General features: G+C 41.0%; 11 protein-coding genes, 2 tRNA genes, 3 rRNA genes and 1 other annotated feature (1 of these 17 running past the window's edge). Of the genes, 4 read left to right on the top strand and 12 right to left on the bottom strand.

Going from position 1 to position 18,763, the window contains the following annotated elements:
* Positions 1 to 45: 45 nt before the first annotated feature.
* Together tadA and LG296_RS00110 are read left to right on the top strand one after the other, a co-directional pair.
* On the top strand, positions 46 to 591 hold the full coding sequence (gene tadA, locus LG296_RS00115) for a tRNA adenosine(34) deaminase TadA (protein ID WP_181418112.1): 546 nt from the start codon (positions 46 to 48) through the stop codon (positions 589 to 591).
* Positions 560 to 1,141 (top strand): nonribosomal peptide synthetase, encoded by a 582-nt coding sequence (locus LG296_RS00110; protein WP_107937539.1) that lies wholly within the window; start codon positions 560 to 562, stop codon positions 1,139 to 1,141. The genes tadA and LG296_RS00110 overlap by 32 nt, the downstream gene beginning before the upstream one ends.
* Before the next feature lie 426 nt (positions 1,142 to 1,567).
* Here LG296_RS00110 and LG296_RS00105 read toward each other — a convergent pair whose 3' ends face one another.
* Positions 1,568 to 2,722: an aminotransferase A gene (locus LG296_RS00105; protein ID WP_107937521.1), complete on the bottom strand. Its 1,155-nt coding sequence runs from the start codon at positions 2,720 to 2,722 to the stop codon at positions 1,568 to 1,570.
* Positions 2,723 to 2,956: 234 nt separating this feature from the next.
* On the opposite strand from LG296_RS00105, the gene LG296_RS00100 reads away from it, so the two are divergent.
* Entirely contained in the window at positions 2,957 to 4,270 is a 1,314-nt protein-coding gene (locus tag LG296_RS00100; RefSeq protein WP_107937523.1) for a short-chain fatty acid transporter, read from the top strand.
* A 43-nt stretch (positions 4,271 to 4,313) separates the two neighbouring features.
* Here the strand turns inward: LG296_RS00100 and serS are convergent, their stop codons facing one another.
* The 3 genes from serS to pdxS form a co-directional block, all read right to left on the bottom strand.
* Complete coding sequence (gene serS / locus LG296_RS00095; RefSeq protein WP_107937525.1) at positions 4,314 to 5,594, bottom strand: serine--tRNA ligase; 1,281 nt, start codon at positions 5,592 to 5,594, stop codon at positions 4,314 to 4,316.
* Positions 5,595 to 5,688: 94 nt separating this feature from the next.
* Positions 5,689 to 5,902, bottom strand: a binding site (T-box leader).
* Positions 5,903 to 5,945: 43 nt separating this feature from the next.
* Complete coding sequence (gene pdxT, locus LG296_RS00090; RefSeq protein ID WP_107937527.1) at positions 5,946 to 6,548, bottom strand: pyridoxal 5'-phosphate synthase glutaminase subunit PdxT; 603 nt, start codon at positions 6,546 to 6,548, stop codon at positions 5,946 to 5,948.
* A gap of 1 nt (position 6,549) precedes the next feature.
* Positions 6,550 to 7,434, bottom strand: a complete 885-nt coding sequence (gene pdxS / locus LG296_RS00085; RefSeq protein ID WP_107937529.1) for a pyridoxal 5'-phosphate synthase lyase subunit PdxS — start codon at positions 7,432 to 7,434, stop codon at positions 6,550 to 6,552.
* A 108-nt stretch (positions 7,435 to 7,542) separates the two neighbouring features.
* Between pdxS and LG296_RS00080 the strand changes: the two genes are divergently transcribed.
* Positions 7,543 to 8,976 carry a PLP-dependent aminotransferase family protein gene (locus tag LG296_RS00080; RefSeq protein ID WP_181418111.1) on the top strand — a complete coding sequence of 478 codons (1,434 nt, stop codon included), beginning with the start codon at positions 7,543 to 7,545 and terminating at the stop codon, positions 8,974 to 8,976.
* A gap of 17 nt (positions 8,977 to 8,993) precedes the next feature.
* Here the strand turns inward: LG296_RS00080 and asnB are convergent, their stop codons facing one another.
* The 8 genes from asnB to LG296_RS00040 all read right to left on the bottom strand — a co-directional run.
* Complete coding sequence (asnB, locus tag LG296_RS00075; RefSeq protein ID WP_107937531.1) at positions 8,994 to 10,829, bottom strand: asparagine synthase (glutamine-hydrolyzing); 1,836 nt, start codon at positions 10,827 to 10,829, stop codon at positions 8,994 to 8,996.
* A gap of 214 nt (positions 10,830 to 11,043) precedes the next feature.
* Positions 11,044 to 12,381: a D-alanyl-D-alanine carboxypeptidase family protein gene (locus LG296_RS00070; protein WP_107937533.1), complete on the bottom strand. Its 1,338-nt coding sequence runs from the start codon at positions 12,379 to 12,381 to the stop codon at positions 11,044 to 11,046.
* Positions 12,382 to 12,649: 268 nt separating this feature from the next.
* Positions 12,650 to 14,113: an IMP dehydrogenase gene (guaB, locus tag LG296_RS00065; RefSeq protein WP_107937535.1), complete on the bottom strand. Its 1,464-nt coding sequence runs from the start codon at positions 14,111 to 14,113 to the stop codon at positions 12,650 to 12,652.
* Positions 14,114 to 14,853: 740 nt separating this feature from the next.
* A 5S ribosomal RNA gene (rrf, locus tag LG296_RS00060) occupies positions 14,854 to 14,969 on the bottom strand.
* A gap of 129 nt (positions 14,970 to 15,098) precedes the next feature.
* A 23S ribosomal RNA gene (locus LG296_RS00055) occupies positions 15,099 to 18,021 on the bottom strand.
* 281 nt (positions 18,022 to 18,302) lie between these two features.
* Positions 18,303 to 18,378, bottom strand: a tRNA-Ala gene (locus LG296_RS00050).
* Between the two features lie 14 nt (positions 18,379 to 18,392).
* Positions 18,393 to 18,469: transfer RNA gene (locus tag LG296_RS00045), tRNA-Ile, on the bottom strand.
* A gap of 111 nt (positions 18,470 to 18,580) precedes the next feature.
* Positions 18,581 to 18,763: ribosomal RNA gene (locus tag LG296_RS00040) — 16S ribosomal RNA — on the bottom strand; it runs 1,371 nt beyond the window's last position.
* Together the 16S, 23S and 5S rRNA genes with 2 tRNA genes alongside form the textbook arrangement of a ribosomal RNA operon.

Genomic DNA, 18,763 nt, shown 5'->3' with positions numbered 1-18,763 from the left:
TTTTACATATTGTCATGGTAAACTAGCAAGCAAGGAGAGATGAACGTGGAACTTTTTGAAAGAGATCGAAAATTTATGCTAGAAGCTATGGAAGAAGCAAAAAAGGCACAAGACTTGGGCGAGGTACCAATTGGAGCTGTAGTGGTATATAAAGATGAAATTATTGGACGTGCACATAATTTACGGGAAACAACGCAAAATGCCGTCACTCATGCTGAATTGATGGCCATCCAACAAGCCTGTGAAGCAATAGGAAGCTGGCGTTTAGAAGAAACCACTTTGTATGTTACCTTGGAACCTTGCCCAATGTGTGCAGGTGCAATTCTTCAATCCCGCGTTCCCCGTGTAGTATATGGAGCAAGAGATATAAAGGCAGGCTGTGTCGATTCCTTGTATCGTTTGTTAAATGATTCAAGATTCAATCACGAATGTGAAGTAACTGAAGGTGTATTAGCAGAGGAATGCGGCGAAATGCTGACGCGTTTTTTCCGTGCAATTCGCGAACGAAAAAAGGCCGAAAAGCTCGAACGAAGACGTTTGGCTCAAGAGGGAGAGGATCATGCAATTCAGCAAATTAAAAAAGACCATTGAAGGATTTTTATGTGCTGCCTTAAGAGGCCGAGTGGAATTACATGCGGCTGTTTACCGACATTCACATGATGAGCGCTCGCGAGTTTGGTTTACTTTTGATAAAGAGGAAATTCTAAGTGCTGCAGACCTTTCGTATTCAATGATGCTCTATAAACGCGAACAAGAACTGAAAGAACTAAATAACTTAAAGCCTATTCCTTATAATACAGATTGGGATGTAATGCTCAATTCACCAGAACGGGAAGCATTAATTGCAGCTTCGGAACAAGCTGAAGAAGAATTAATGCGCGCTGGTGAGTGGGAGAGCTGGCATTTATATTCAGCCCTTATGAAATATCCACATCTATCAATAAAGGACGCTTTAATAGAAGATGACCCCTTGATTCGAGCATTCGCCTTGTTTGACCGCCGTGTTGGGAAACGTCGGCTTTCAAAAATAGACCATTTTGAACATCCGATAGAGGAAAAGTTTTTCCAAATTCGTTGTATGGCTGAAGGTTTGAACAGGGGGGAGGAGATGAACGGAACTTCCATTTCGGATTTGAATTAAAATCTACTATTCACCTTACCGCATGAGCTACCTCGACTAATCCCATTCTAAGCGGAGCCTATTTAGTAGAGGTAACAGAATATTCATGGCACTGTATTGAAAAATAAGCGGAGTATTTCCGCTTAAATTAAAAAATAACCTTATTATCCTTAGAATAAAGGAGGTATTTCCCTTTATATTGTCCAAATCTTGAAATTTTGACTTATTTAGAGCAGTTATCCAAAATATCTCCGCTTATTTCAGCACCTTAAGCCTTCACTAAACACATTAGCCGAAAATTTTCCGCTTAAGTATTCTTATACCTGCACGATAATTAGATTTTGAGGATAGAAAAAGCATGGGATAAAACTCACCATGCTTTTCTTAAATCTATTTTCATCTTTAAGAGAGAACCCTTACTTACGTTTAGCCGCCCTCGAGATTTAATTATAATTTCGCCATAAATTTTTCTAGACGATCCATGCCCTTTTGTAAAACCTCTAAAGGCTGAGCAAAAGATAATCTAATATAGCCTTCGCCGAATTCTGAGAAGGCACTTCCTGGAACTGTCGCAAGCTCCTGCTCTTTTAATAGATTGATACAGAAATCAAAAGAGGTCATGTTCGTCTTTTTAATAGACGGGAAGATGTAAAAGGCTCCTGCTGGTTTTACTACATCAAAGCCCATTGCCACTAAACGATTATAGACATAATCGCGACGCACTTTATATTCCTTCTTCATTTCAACCGGATCATTTAAGCCATCTGTTAAAGCTGCAAGCGCCGCGTACTGACTGATGCTTGTTGCACAGCTAATATAGTAGCCATTTAGCTTTGTCATTTCTTTTGTAAGATAGCTCGGTGCTAGTGTATACCCAATTCGCCAACCTGTCATAGAGTGGGATTTAGATACACCATTGATGACAATTGTTTTATCTCGCATGCTGTCGTAAGAAGCAATCGATTTGTGTGTATTTTCATATATTAACTCACTATAGATTTCATCTGAGATAACAAAAATCTCTTTGTCTTTTAAAAGTGCTGCAATTTTTTGTAACTCTTCATCTTTAATAATTGTGCCCACTGGATTACATGGGGATGGTAGAATGACGCATCTTGTTTTATCTGTGATATGCTTCTTTATTAATTCGGCAGTTAATACAAAATCTGTAGCCACTGTGTCTACACAAACTGGCACCGCTCCACAAAGCTCAATCAGTGGGATATAGCCTGGATATGCCGGGGCAGATAAAATCACCTCACACCCCTCCTCTAAAATTGTTCGTAAGGCAATAGTAAGCGCTCCAGAAGCACCGTGTGTCACGATAATTTCATCCTGTGGTTTATATAATAAATCATATTGATGATCGTAAAAGGATGAGATGGCTTTTCGGAGCTCAACAATCCCGGCATTAGGTGTATAAGATGTATGGTTTTGATCAATCGCAAGCTTTGCCTTTTCCTTTACATGAGCTGGTGTTGGAAAATCAGGCTGGCCGATTGTTAAATTAATAGCATTAGGGTAATCCACTAGCATGTTCGTAAACTTTCGAATACCAGAAAGCTCAATTTTCTTCAAGTTTTTATAAATTAAATGTTCCATTCTTATATCCCCTTCTAGTAAACTTTTTCACAATTTAAATATTCATTATTTTCATTTTACAATATTTGATGATAGAATTTCACACTTTACCACAATAAAATCCTACTATTTTTATTTCCTTTCTATTTATTTTTCACTAGCTAATTTTTCATGGTTATCGAAATAATAATCTTCTTCCTTACATATTATGCAACGAAAAATACTTTTCTCGTATATGAAAGGAGAGGCTGTAAAATGAAAACGTTAACAAGGATATCAAACACGCTTATGGAAAAATATTTACCAGACCCGTATATATTTGTAGCAATTTTAACGGTCCTTGTTTTCCTGCTCGGAGTTATACTGACGCCAAGCTCACCATTAGATATGGTTGTTTACTGGGGAGATGGCTTCTGGGGATTACTGTCTTTTACAATGCAAATGGTTATTGTATTAGCTGCTGGGCACGTGTTAGCTAATAGCCCTGTCTTTAAGAAAGGCTTATCCTCAATTGCTAGCAAGATTAAGAAGCCTTCTAGTGCAATCATTATTGTTACTTTCATTTCATTATTAGCTTGTTGGATTAATTGGGGCTTTGGGTTAGTAATTGGCGCCTTATTCGCAAAGGAAATTGCTCGTCATGTGAAGAAGGTTGATTATCGATTATTGATTGCAAGTGCTTATTCCGGCTTTATCATTTGGCATGGTGGGTTGGCTGGTTCCATCCCTCTATCAGTTGCAACTGAAGGCCATCCATTTGCGGATTTAATCGGTGTTATACCAACATCGGATACAATCTTTACGTCTTACAATTTATTTATTGTATTAGTAATTTGCTTTACATTACCTTTCTTCAATCGTTGGATGATGCCGAAAGAGCAGGATGTGGTTGAAGTAGATCCAGCGTTGTTAGTTGAAGAAGAGCAAAAGTTCCCTCTTGCCGAAAAAACATTTGCCTCTTGGACGGAAAGAAGTACGTTGTTAACAGTTTTAATTGGACTTATTGGCCTTTCCTATTTGGTTCATCATTTTATAACAAAAGGATTTGTTTTGGATTTAAATATTGTTAATACCATTTTCATTATTCTTGGAATTATTTTTCATGGTACGCCACAGCGTTTCATAGCTGCAGCTCAAAATGCAATCAAAACGACATCCGGAATCGTGTTCCAGTTCCCGTTTTATGCAGGAATCATGGGGATGATGACTGTATCTGGCTTAGCTATGGTTTTCTCGGAATGGTTTATTAGTATTTCGAATGGCTTTACCTTCTATTTATTTGCCTTCTATTCTGCAGGTCTAGTGAATTTCTTCGTTCCTTCTGGTGGTGGGCAGTGGGCAGTACAGGCACCAATTCTATTAGAGGCCGCCCAATCGATTGGAGCGGATTATGCAAAAACAGCGATGGCGATTGCTTGGGGAGATGCTTGGACAAATATGATTCAGCCATTTTGGGCATTACCAGCATTAGCAATAGCTGGACTTAAGGCAAAGGATATTATGGGGTTCTGTTTGTTTGTACTCATTTTTACAGGCGTCATTATTAGTATTGGATTGTTATTCTTATAGATGAAAAAAGGGACAGCATTAATTAGATGCTGTCCCCATTTCTTTATTTTGGAGCGATGACTTCTTTTCCACCCATGTATGGTCTTAATACTTCAGGTATTACTACTGATCCGTCGGCTTGCTGATAGTTTTCTAAAAGAGCTGCTACTGTACGGCCGATTGCTAGGCCTGAGCCGTTTAGTGTGTGTACGTATTCTGGTTTTGCACCTTGTTCACGGCGGAAACGGATGTTTGCACGGCGCGCTTGGAAATCTTCAAAGTTTGAGCAAGAAGAGATTTCACGGTACATGTTTTGCGTTGGCATCCATACTTCTAAATCGTATTTTTTTGCAGCTGTAAAGCCAAGATCAGATGTGTTCATTAATAATTTACGGTATGGTAAGCCTAATAATTGAAGTACTTTTTCAGCATGACCTGTTAATTTTTCTAATTCATTATAAGATTCCTCTGGTTTTACAAAGCGTACTAATTCCACTTTATTGAACTGATGCTGGCGAATTAAACCGCGCGTATCGCGACCTGCAGAGCCTGCTTCTGAACGGAATGAAGCGCTATATGCAACAAAGCCTTTCGGTAAAATTTCACCGTCAATAATTTCATCACGGTAGAAGTTTGTTACAGGCACTTCTGCTGTTGGAATCATGAAGTAATCTGTATCCACTAATTTGAATACATCCTCTTCAAATTTCGGTAATTGACCTGTACCTGTTAGGCTATCACGGTTTACAATTACTGGTGGCAGCATTTCTTCATAGCCATGCTCTTCTGCATGTAAATCCATCATAAAGCTCATTAAAGCACGCTCTAGACGAGCTCCTAAGCCACGGTAGAATACGAAACGACTACCTGTTACTTTCCCTGCACGTTCAAAATCGACAATTTGTAAATCTGTTGCAAGGTCCCAGTGTGCCTTTGCTTCAAAGTCAAAGCTTGGCTGCTCACCCCATGCAAGTACTTCAACATTGTCATCCTCTGTTTCACCAACTGGTACAGTTTCATGTGGGATGTTCGGCAAACGCATCATCATGTAGTCGAATTTGTCTTCTACTTCACGAAGCTCATTATCTAATTGCTTAATTTCGTCTCCCACTTCACGCATACGTGCAATAACGTCATCTGCATTTTCTTTGTTGCGCTTCATGACAGAGATTTGCTCTGATACTTTATTTCTTTCAGCTTTTAACACTTCTGTTTTTGCAATTAATTCACGGCGCTTTGCATCTAATCCTTCAAACTCATCTATATTCCCTAAATCTTCATTACGAGTTAGAAGAACCTTTTTCACTTCCTCATAATTGTCTCGGACACGTTTGATATCTAACATGTTGATTCCTCCATTTTAGTTATTTTATTGATTACATTACTCCATTCACTTCACCGTACTAGAGAAAGAGAACACAAAAAAGCCCTCATCCCCATGAAGGGACGAGAGCTACCCGCGTTGCCACCCTAATTGATTAGAAAAAGTTCTAATCCACTTATCTCATAACGGCTTTTCAACCGGCAAAAGCCTACTATAAATTCAGCTTAAGCAACTCAAGGACGGATTCACAAGTGCTTTTACCAGCTTCCACCAACCGCTGACTCTCTAAAAAAAACGTGCTTGCTACTACTTCCTATCATCGATGTTATCAATATGCTATTCGCCTATGCGAATTAAATTAACCATAATGTACTATATGCTGTTCGAATTTGCAAGAGAAGACTGATGAAAATCTTCCACCATTTCCATAAAAAATTTCAACAGTCGTGTATCGTCAGTTAACTCCGGATGAAAAGAACATCCTAAGTATTGCCCTTCTTTTGCTAAAACTATTCGTCCATTATATTCAGCTAATATTTCTACATTCGGGCCAACTGAAGCTATATGTGGAGCTCTTATAAATACCGCCGGAATGTCAGCACCAATTTGCTTTACCTCAAGTTTTGCCTCAAAGCTATCAACCTGTCTGCCAAAGGAGTTCCTTTCGACGACAACATTCATCAAGCTAAGATGGGCCTCTTCATAGTCCACTATTTCTTTAGCTAGCAAAATCAGTCCTGCACAGGTTCCAAACATTGGCATACCTTGCCTTGCTAGCGAGCGAATTGGCTCCATTAGTTGATGACGGTCCAATAGCTTACGTATAGCTGTACTTTCTCCACCAGGTAATACAAGCCCATTTAGATCAGTTAAATCCACTAAGGTCTTTACTTCAACAGCCTCGCATCCGAGTGATTGGATCTGCTGAATATGCTCTCTAACAGCTCCCTGTAAAGCAAGAACGCCGATTTTCATGCTACCAACCTCGTTCCTGCATGCGTTCACTATCTAAAAGTGTAGAGATTTCAATGCCCTTCATTGGGCTTCCAAGCTCCTTTGAAATGTCGGCAATCAACTGGTAATCCTTGAAATGCGTGGTTGCCTCCACAATAGCACGAGCAAATTTCTCAGGATTTTCGGATTTAAAGATACCTGAACCAACAAATACCCCATCTGCTCCTAATTCCATCATTAATGCAGCATCAGCTGGTGTTGCCACTCCTCCAGCAGCGAAGTTCACAACTGGAAGTCTGCCTAATCGTTTAATCTCCACTAATAGCTCATAAGGTGCGCCTAAAATTTTGGCCTCGGTCATTAGCTCATCCTCATTCATCCCGACAACTCGACGAACCTGTGCATTTACTTTTCGAATATGACGTACGGCTTCAACGATATTTCCTGTCCCAGGCTCACCCTTTGTACGAAGCATGGAAGCACCCTCTCCAATACGACGAGCAGCTTCTCCAAGATCTCGACACCCACACACAAATGGGACAGTATAGTCGCTTTTTAGTAAATGGTATTCCTCATCCGCTGGTGTTAATACTTCACTTTCATCGATATAATCTACACCCATAGCTTCTAATACACGCGCTTCGACAATATGACCAATACGTGCCTTTGCCATTACCGGAATCGAAACTGCATTCATGACCTCTTCCACGATTCTTGGATCCGCCATTCGTGCGACACCACCAGCTTTACGAATGTCTGACGGAACACGCTCTAATGCCATTACTGCAACTGCCCCTGAGGCTTCCGCAATTTTCGCTTGCTCTGCATTAATGACATCCATAATAACGCCACCTTTTTGCATTTCTGCCATACCACGTTTTACTCTTTCTGTCCCTAAAAGTTTCATGTCAAATTTTCCCTCCACTACTTTGATGTAATAAAGTATAATAAAAGTTGACCATATAAAAAGAGTCAATTTTCTAAAAACCTTTATGGTCACCTAGGAGGAAAGCCTATGGACATGCTAATCTTCAAGCTAGAAAAAAATAGTAAAAAACCTTTATATGAGCAGCTCTATATCGGAATGAAAGATGCCATTATTACAAAACAACTTGAAGTCGGAACAAAATTGCCGTCAAAACGGAAGCTTGCTGATTTTTTAAATATTAGCCAAACAACCGTTGAGATTGCTTATGGACAGTTACTTGCAGAGGGCTATATTGCTTCGAAACCTCGTATAGGCTTCTTTGTGGAGGAAATTGATGAACTCCCCTTTATTGAAAGCAAACAGGTAAAAAGCCAAGTTAAAGTCCGCTCTAATTTATCTGAACCATTTAAATATAATTTTCACCCCGGAAAAATTGATACAGAATCCTTCCCGTTTGCTATATGGAGAAAATATGCAAAGGATCTTTTTGATTATCCCTCGAAGGAATATCTCCAGGTTGGTGAAGCTCAGGGAGAATATGAACTTCGGGTAGAAATTGCTAATTATTTGTATCAATCACGAGGGATTATATGTAACCCTGAACAAATTGTTATTGGATCAGGTACAGAGCAGCTACTGCCGATGATTTTACGGTTAATCGAAATGAATTCAAAAATTGCCCTCGAAAATCCGGGGTACTCTGCCATTCCTAGAATACATTTAGCAAACAAGGCGCTTCCAGTTGGTGTCGATGAGGACGGGCTAATCGTTGATGAATTAGAGCAAACCGACGCAAATATTGTTTATATTACCCCTTCCCATCAGTTCCCTACTGGGGCTGTCCTATCTGCTGCCAGAAGAACACAGTTATTGAATTGGGCATCCAAAGCGGAAAACCGTTATATTATAGAGGATGACTATGATAGTGAATTTCGATATATTGGTAAGCCCATTCCAGCCTTGCAAGGGATGGATCAGAACGAAAAGGTCATTTATTTAAGTACATTTACGAAATCTTTAATGCCTTCTCTACGTGTCGCCTATTTTGTTTTGCCACCTTCACTATTGCAAAACTATCAAGAAATTTTTAGCTATTATTCTGCTACGGTTCCGAGATTTGACCAGCATATCCTGGCAAACTTTATGAAGGATGGTCACTTCTCTAAGCATTTAAATCGTATGCGTAAAATTTATCGCAAAAAGCATGATAAGCTAACAAATACATTAACAAACTCTTACCCTGCCATCGCTATTACGGGAGATCATGCCGGGATGCATATTTTAATCTCTGTACCTATCAATCACCATTCAGAGCAGGAGTTAAAAAAATTAGCCAATGAAAATGGTATAGCGGTGTATCCTGTATCTGATTATTTACTAAAGCCCATCGAATATGCACAACCAACATTCTTACTCGGATTTGGTGGAATAGCCTTAGATGATATCGAGCCAGCAATTCATGAGCTAATGCGCTGTTGGTCTGTAAAAAGAAACCAAAAGAAAGGGAAATCTCATGATTGATGAGACTTCCCTTCTTTTTAATGGTCTAGTAATTCAATATTGTAATTTTCAAACCAGCGATCAATTTGTACTAAATAAGCAAGAAGCTGAGGACCTGCCATTAATTGTCCAAACCACGGAACTTTAAAGGAAGATCCACCGGAGGAAACAAGCTGCTCCAGCTGCTCTTTTTCAAATAGCTCATGCAAGATGGATTCTTTTCTTTGAAGTGTGCTGCTTAATAATTGCTTTACACCATTCGTGTAATCTGGGTGGTAGGTTTTTGGGTATGGATTCTTTTTTCGATATAATACTTCCTCTGGTAAAAGACCTTCCACTGCTTTACGTAAAAGACCCTTCTCCATATTTCCCACGTTTTTCATTTCCCACGGAATATTCCAGGCGTACTCTACGATTCGGTGGTCTGCAAATGGTACGCGAACCTCCAAACTTGCTCCCATACTCATGCGATCTTTTCGCTCCAATAATGTTTGCATGAAATAACGCATATTCAAATAAAATAGCTCGCGTTGCTTGGCAGCTTTTGGATCCTCCCCTTCAAGCTTAGGTGAATCTTTGACAGCTTCCTCAAATGCATTTTTCATAAAGTCCTTTAATTGTAGCTTAGATTGCCATTCTTTTCTTAGGAAGCCTTCACGCTCGTCGGCAGAACGAATCCATGGGAAAATCTCATAGTCTCGATGGAACCATGGATAGCCACCAAATACTTCATCAGCACATTCACCTGATAATGCCACTGTATATCCTTCTTTGATGACACGACAAGAAACCAGTAGTGAACTATCAATATCCACCATCCCTGGTAAGTCGCGTAATAGCATCGATTCTTCTAAATAATCGACAATATCCTTTTGAGATAGAATAATATCAAAATGATTTGTTTTGAATTGCTCTGTCATTTTGTTAATCCAGTAGCTATCCTGAGAAGTTTGGAAATCATTCTTTTCAAAGAATTGTTCATTGCCCTCATAGTCAATAGAATAAGTATTCAAAGTACGTCCTTCTTGATTGTACGTATTAGCTGCGATTGCTGTAATGATACTTGAGTCCAGACCACCAGATAAAAATGTACAAAGTGGTACATCGGAAACAAGCTGACGTTTAATTGAATCCGTTACTAAGTAACGAACCTGCTCCACTGTTTCTTCAAAGGAATGTTCGTGCTTTTGACTTTTTACGTTCCAGTAACGCCATTTCTTCATGCCAGCTTTAGAAAATTTCATCGCATTTCCTGGCTCAAGCTCTTCGATTCCTTTGTAAACACCATTTCCTGGTACTCTGGATGGACCAATACTTAACAAAGCAGCAAGCCCTTTACGGTCAATTTGAGGCGTCATTTGAGGGTTAGCTAGAATTGCCTTGATCTCCGAGCCAAATAGGAGTGCGCCCTCTTTTTGTGCATAAAAGAATGGTTTAACACCTAGACGATCTCGGAAGGCATATAACGCCTCTTCTTGTTCATCCCATACTGCAAAGGCATAAATTCCATTTAAATACTCGACACATTGCTCTCTCCACTCGATGAATGAAGCTAGCAACACTTCCGTATCTGAAGACGTAGAAAAGCTATAGCCACGCTTTACAAGCTCCTGGCGAATTTCTTCTGTATTATAAAGTTCTCCGTTATACACCATATTATAGGATTTGTCTTGGTGCACCTTTGTCATTGGCTGTTTACCACCAATTAAATCGATAACAGCTAAACGACGATGCCCTAATAGAGCATGTGTGCTAGACCAAACATTGCCATCATCTGGACCCCTCTTACTTAACGTTTCTGTCATAGCCTTAATTATACCATCTTGATTCTTTAGGGATTGTGTATAATCAATCCAACCTGTAATGCCGCACACTTTTTATCACGCTCCTTCACCTACTAGCTTATGAAAGACTTGGGCGAGGTTGTTTTGTCCAAGAAAAAAAAGAATGTGACAGCCTTAAATTCAGTGCTTTCTTTTTGTTTAAATACCTGGTTTCATAGCAATGTTTGTGGGTAAATAAAAAAAGAGCCGTTCTATAAATTTTCATTTATAAAACAGCTCTACAGCTCTTTTTCTATTTTATTATTTAAAATAATCCACCGACGAATCCAGTGATACCATCCCAAACGTTTCCGAAGAAGCTACCGATTCCTTGGAAGAACAGTGATACAAATCCAGCACGCTCTACACTGCTTGTTGTCACTACGTCAGGTGAAAAGCTTTTGCCATCGATAAATCCATAATCTTCGCCTTCTGATTTTTCGATTACGACTTTACCAACAACCGTATCTTTTTCAACCTCTGCTTCAAGGGATTTCTTATCTAACTCTATCTTAGGAACATATAAATCTTTTTCACTAGTTTTTACGATTAGAGAGATTGGTTCTTTAACAGCAATTTCTACACTGTCTTCCTTCCCTTTTGTTACAGGAATAGTTTCCTTGCCTTCAAACACAAAGTTTTCTGGCACAATTTCTTGCTTTGTAAATTGGGTAAAACCATGGTCAAATAGTTTTGCAGCTGCATCAAAGCGTGCAGTACGTACACTATCTCCATTTGAATCTTTTGCGTTCATAACAACGGCAATTAAACGTGTCCCATTACGTTCAGCAGTTCCAGTAAAGCATTGACCTGCTAACAGTGTAGAACCTGTTTTTAAACCATCTACACCTTCATATTCACTTACTAATCCGGGTAACATCCAGTTCCAGTTATCCATTTTGATTTCATCATCTGTTCCTGCACGGAAAGTCTTCCTAGGAATACTAGAAGTCTCTAATACTTCTGGATGGTCTTTTAATAGATGATAAGCAAGTTTTGCCACTGATCTAGCTGGCATCACGTTTTCACTTTCAGCACCAGTACCTTCAGGATGCATTCCAAAAAGATCCGAATTATTTAAACCAGTTGAGTTTACAAAACTGTAACCCTCTAAACCGATTTCTTCTGCCTTTTCATTCATAAGTTTTACAAATTCTTTTTCAGAACCTGCAATTGTTTCAGCAATTCCTACTGTTGCAGCATTTGCTGAATAGATAGCCATTGCCTCATATAACTCTTGAATCGAATATGATCCATCCGCACGTAAAGGTACATTACTTAATGCACGGTCTTGCGACATTTTATATGTATAGTCGGTAACATGGTACTGTTGATCCCAAGTGATTGTACCTTCTTTAATAGCATCTAACAGGATATATTCAGACATCATTTTTGTCATACTTGCAATACCTAGAGAAGTGTCTGCATTTTGTTCATATAAGATTTTTCCTGTATCTGCATCAATTAAAATTGCTGCATCCACGTTTATACCTAAGTCTGATTCTGCTGCACTCGCGCTTGGTGTAGCTGTAACAAGTGTGCTGATTAACAGAATTGGAATCATCAGCAGGCTAAACCAAGATGCTTTCTTAACTGTTTTCACTAAAAATACCTCCAATATTTTATTTAATATACTTTCGTCATTTTATCATAGAACTTGCAAGAAAAATATTACGTTTAGAATAGAAAATCATGGTTACTCATTATATTTGTTTAATTTTAAGGCTTTTTTACAAATTACTATCCTTAAAGCTACTATTTTCCTATCAACTCTTATGTTTAGGAGTTACTATCTACTTTAAAAAGAGATAAAAAGCATACTTCTCACATCAAATTTTGACGTTAAAAGTATGCTTTAGGTTTCCTAGATATTATAGTGAATAGTTAGGCGCTTCTTTTGTAATTTGAACATCATGTGGATGTGATTCACGAAGACCTGCACCTGTCATTCGAATAAATTGTGAATTGTCACGTAAGTATTCTAAGCTTGGTGCTCCACAGTAACCCATACCTGCTCGAATTCCACCAAGTAACTGATGAATTGTATCTGTTAAAGGTCCTTTATAAGGTAGGCGTCCTTCAATTCCTTCTGGAACAAGTTTTTTTGCATCCTCTTGGAAGTAACGATCCTTTGAGCCTTTTTCCATTGCAGCTAATGAACCCATACCTCGGTAAACCTTAAAGCGTCGACCTTGGAAAATTTCTGTTTCTCCTGGAGATTCTGAAGTACCTGCAAGTAAGGAACCAAGCATTACGACATGTCCTCCTGCTGCTAAAGCTTTTACGATATCTCCAGAGTATTTAATCCCACCATCAGCAATGATTGTTTTACCCATTTCTCTTGCAACTGTTGCACAATCATAAACTGCAGTAATTTGAGGTACACCAACACCAGCAACTACACGAGTTGTACAAATTGAACCAGGTCCGATACCAACTTTTACTACATCTGCTCCTGCTTCATATAAAGCACGAGTAGCTTCTCCAGTTGCTACATTTCCTGCGATAATTTCTAATTCAGGGAAGGCTTCACGAATTTGTTTTACTGTTTCAATTACACCTTGTGAATGGCCATGAGCTGTATCAATTACGATGACATCAACCTGTGATTCAACTAACATTGATACACGTTGCATTGTATCATTTGAAACCCCAACAGCAGCTCCAACTAGCAAACGTCCTAAACTGTCCTTTGCAGCATTTGGGAATTCAATTACCTTTTCGATATCCTTAATTGTTATTAACCCAGTTAGCCTACCGTTTTCATCAACGATTGGGAGCTTTTCGATTTTATATTGTTGAAGAATTTTTTCAGCTTCCTCTAAAGTCGTGCCAACAGGAGCTGTTATTAATGCTTCTTTTGTCATTACATCTTCAATTTTTAGTGAATAATCAGATATAAAACGTAAGTCGCGGTTTGTAATGATTCCAACTAATGTTAAATCATCCTCATTATTTACAATTGGGACACCCGAAATGCGATATTTACCCATCAAATGCTCAGCGTCAAATACTTGATGCGTTGGTGTTAAGAAAAAAGGATTTGTAATAACACCATTCTCAGAGCGCTTAACTTTTTCAACTTCTTCAGCTTGTTCTTCAATACTCATATTTTTATGGATAATCCCGATACCACCCTGACGAGCCATAGCAATCGCCATTTTGGATTCAGTTACAGTATCCATCCCTGCACTAATAATTGGGATATTCAGTTTGATTTTTGGAGTTAATTGTGAAGATAAGTCAACCGTTTTTGGTAATACTTCTGAATGTGCTGGTACTAATAGAACATCATCAAATGTTAAGCCTTCTTTGGCAAATTTCGTTTCCCACATTTCGTAAATGCCTCCATTTTCTTAAAGAATATTAATTGTAAGATTAACAACATGGAATCTAAGTGTCAAGAACACTTTAAAAGAAAGATTATTCGGATAATTCTATTAAATTTATGTCTTAATATATTATTTAGTGTATCAATCTGATAAATCATCCTTTAGGTAACTTCACTTAGTATTTACCTGTGAAGGATATTTAATTAATCTGATTAGTAAATATATAAATGTTTATTAACATGTAAACGGATTCAACTTAATTAAATAATATTTCCCTTTAAAAATTTCAGTTTTCAATGGATTTCGAAAATTTGAGATGTTAGTTTTTATTATTAATTGCTCACATAATAAAAAAGATGCCCTAGCATCCTTTTTTAAATAACATTTTCAGTTTTATATACCACTACATATTGTTCATAATTTAATACTTCAATTGCATTTGACCAATGTAAAACAGTGCCAACAAATCTCACAGGGGGTGCCCTCAACTACCATCGACGCCATTCTGCGAAGTGCGATGACACGGCGGCTAACTTCGTCATCTGCGTCGAGCCGATGCTCATGTACAAAGTACATTGCGCTTCGTTTTCCTTGATTCCTTGTTATCCTTGGTCCTCCCACTTCTCGAGATTTTACATCTGTATGTATTTCTTTTTCTTATACGCACCGATGAACCTTCAGTTTAATAATAGTTGGGGGTTTTTTGCATATAAAAAAACCACTGAATACTCAGTGGTTTAGTTGCCTAGCGACGTCCTACTCTCACAGGGGGAAGCCCCCAACTACCATCGGCGCTAAAGAGCTTAACTTCCGTGTTCGGTATGGGAACGGGTGTGACCTCTTTGCCATCATCACTAGACTTGCACATGGATGTGCTGGCTTCGCCGTTGCAACATGGACGTTGCGCTCTTAGGCGAAGTTCCTATTTGTTTCTGAAAGAAGCTTGTTCTCTCAAAACTGGATAAAGACATTGATTGCATTCAAGATTTTGGTTAAGTCCTCGATCGATTAGTATTCGTCAGCTCCATGTGTCACCACACTTCCACCTCGAACCTATCTACCTCATCGTCTTTGAGGGATCTTACTTACTTGCGTAATGGGAAATCTCATCTTGAGGGGGGCTTCATGCTTAGATGCTTTCAGCACTTATCCCGTCCACACATAGCTACCCAGCGATGCCTTTGGCAAGACAACTGGTACACCAGCGGTGTGTCCATCCCGGTCCTCTCGTACTAAGGACAGCTCCTCTCAAATTTCCTACGCCCACGACGGATAGGGACCGAACTGTCTCACGACGTTCTGAACCCAGCTCGCGTACCGCTTTAATGGGCGAACAGCCCAACCCTTGGGACCGACTACAGCCCCAGGATGCGATGAGCCGACATCGAGGTGCCAAACCTCCCCGTCGATGTGGACTCTTGGGGGAGATAAGCCTGTTATCCCCGGGGTAGCTTTTATCCGTTGAGCGATGGCCCTTCCATGCGGAACCACCGGATCACTAAGCCCGTCTTTCGACCCTGCTCGACTTGTAGGTCTCGCAGTCAAGCTCCCTTGTGCCTTTACACTCTACGAATGATTTCCAACCATTCTGAGGGAACCTTTGGGCGCCTCCGTTACCTTTTAGGAGGCGACCGCCCCAGTCAAACTGTCCACCTGACACTGTCTCCTGCCCCGCTAAGGGGCATGGGTTAGAATTTCAATACAACCAGGGTAGTATCCCACCGACGCCTCCCTCGAAGCTGGCGCTCCGAGTTCTCTGGCTCCTACCTATCCTGTACAAGTTGTACCAAAATTCAATATCAGGCTACAGTAAAGCTCCACGGGGTCTTTCCGTCCTGTCGCGGGTAACCTGCATCTTCACAGGTACTATAATTTCACCGAGTCTCTCGTTGAGACAGTGCCCAGATCGTTACGCCTTTCGTGCGGGTCGGAACTTACCCGACAAGGAATTTCGCTACCTTAGGACCGTTATAGTTACGGCCGCCGTTTACTGGGGCTTCAATTCAGAGCTTCGCTTGCGCTAACCCCTCCTCTTAACCTTCCAGCACCGGGCAGGCGTCAGCCCCTATACGTCACCTTACGGTTTTGCAGAGACCTGTGTTTTTGCTAAACAGTCGCCTGGGCCTATTCACTGCGGCTCTCATTGCTGAGAGCACCCCTTCTCCCGAAGTTACGGGGTCATTTTGCCGAGTTCCTTAACGAGAGTTCTCTCGCACACCTTAGGATTCTCTCCTCGACTACCTGTGTCGGTTTGCGGTACGGGCACCTCCCGCCTCGCTAGAGGCTTTTCTTGGCAGCGTGAAATCAGATACTTCGCTCATAAGAGCTCCCCATCACAGCTCAACGTTACAGGAAGCGGATTTGCCTACTTCCACGCCTTACTGCTTGGGCGTACTCAACCAACGGTACGCTTATCTTATCCTACTGCGTCCCCCCATTACTCAAACGGCGGGGAGGTGGTACAGGAATATCAACCTGTTGTCCATCGTCTACGCCTATCGGCCTCGACTTAGGTCCCGACTAACCCTGAGCGGACGAGCCTTCCTCAGGAAACCTTAGTCATACGGTGGATGGGATTCTCACCCATCTTTCGCTACTCATACCGGCATTCTCACTTCTAAGCGCTCCACCAGTCCTTCCGGTCTGACTTCAACGCACTTAGAACGCTCTCCTACCACGGAACATCTAAGATGTTCCATCCACAGCTTCGGTGAATCGTTTAGCCCCGATACATTTTCGGCGCAGCGTCACTCGACCAGTGAGCTATTACGCACTCTTTAAATGATGGCTGCTTCTAAGCCAACATCCTGGTTGTCTAAGCAACGCCACATCCTTTTCCACTTAACGATTACTTTGGGACCTTAGCTGGTGGTCTGGGCTGTTTCCCTTTTGACTACGGATCTTATCACTCGCAGTCTGACTCCCGTGTATAAATATCTGGCATTCGGAGTTTGTCTGAATTCGGTAAAGCGAGATGCCCCCCTAGTCCAAACAGTGCTCTACCTCCAGTATTCTCAATCACGAGGCTAGCCCTAAAGCTATTTCGGAGAGAACCAGCTATCTCCAGGTTCGATTGGAATTTCTCCGCTACCCACACCTCATCCCCGCACTTTTCAACGTGCGTGGGTTCGGGCCTCCAGTGAGTGTTACCTCACCTTCACCCTGGACATGGGTAGATCACCTGGTTTCGGGTCTACGACCACGTACTCATTCGCCCTATTCAGACTCGCTTTCGCTACGGCTCCGCCTTCTCAGCTTAACCTTGCACGTAATCGTAACTCGCCGGTTCATTCTACAAAAGGCACGCTATCACCCATTAACGGGCTCTAACTACTTGTAGGCACACGGTTTCAGGATCTATTTCACTCCCCTTCCGGGGTGCTTTTCACCTTTCCCTCACGGTACTGGTTCACTATCGGTCACTAGGTAGTATTTAGCCTTGGGAGATGGTCCTCCCGGATTCCGACGGAATTTCACGTGTTCCGCCGTACTCAGGATACACTCAAGAGAGAATGAACTTTCGACTACGGGGCTTTTACCCGCTACGGCGGACCTTTCCAGGTCGCTTCGTCTAACTCATTCCTTTGTAACTCTTATGTTGAGTGTCCTACAACCCCAAGAGGCAAGCCTCTTGGTTTGGGCTCTTCCCGTTTCGCTCGCCGCTACTCAGGGAATCGAATAATTTCTTTCTCTTCCTCCAGGTACTTAGATGTTTCAGTTCCCTGGGTCTGCCTTCAAGACGCTATGTATTCACGTCAAGATACTGTTCCATTACGAACAGTGGGTTCCCCCATTCGGAAATCTCCGGATCAAAGCTCACTTACAGCTCCCCGAAGCATATCGGTGTTAGTGCCGTCCTTCTTCGGCTCCTAGTGCCAAGGCATCCACCGTGCGCCCTTAATAACTTAACCTAGTTCGGCTTCCAATCCACATATATGTCTTGAAACCCTCGATTAAAAGTTACTGCTTTTCTTAAAAAGAAAAGACTTAAGAACTACACAATCAATTACTTGAATTTTGTTGCTTTCAATGTCGTTTTATCCAGTTTTCAAAGAACAAATCAGCTGACTTCAATCACATCGTGATTAAACATCAGTGATATTACTCCATGCAGATTTGCGACGATAGCTTTGAGTTACCACTTTGCTTATTCTTCGCGGCAGGAGCACAATTGAATTCTTAATTAAATCTTTGGTGGAGCCTAGCGGGATCGAACCGCTGACCTCCTGCGTGCAAGGCAGGCGCTCTCCCAGCTGAGCTAAGGCCCCAAAAGAGAATTATATGGTGGGCCTAAATGGACTCGAACCATCGACCTCACGCTTATCAGGCGTGCGCTCTAACCAGCTGAGCTATAGGCCCCTTTTGAAGTTATATTAGATATAGTTGTCATAATAAATCTTCAAAACTGAACACAAAACGTTAATGTTGGTTTGACCTCGGAAGGTCAACCATTCCGTTAATAATCCTTAGAAAGGAGGTGATCCAGCCGCACCTTCCGATACGGCTACCTTGTTACGACTTCACCCCAATCATCTGTCCCACCTTCGACGGCTGGCTCCCAAAAGGGTTACCCCACCGGCTTCGGGTGTTACAAACTCTCGTGGTGTGACGGGCGGTGTGTACAAGGCCCGGGAACGTATTCACCGCGGCATG

This window comes from Ureibacillus chungkukjangi, from assembly GCF_044795995.1.
Taxonomy (GTDB): Bacteria; Bacillota; Bacilli; order Bacillales_A; family Planococcaceae; genus Ureibacillus; species Ureibacillus chungkukjangi.
The sequence above is the reverse complement of the archived record's forward strand: the minus strand, read 5'-3'. Positions and strand labels throughout refer to the sequence as shown.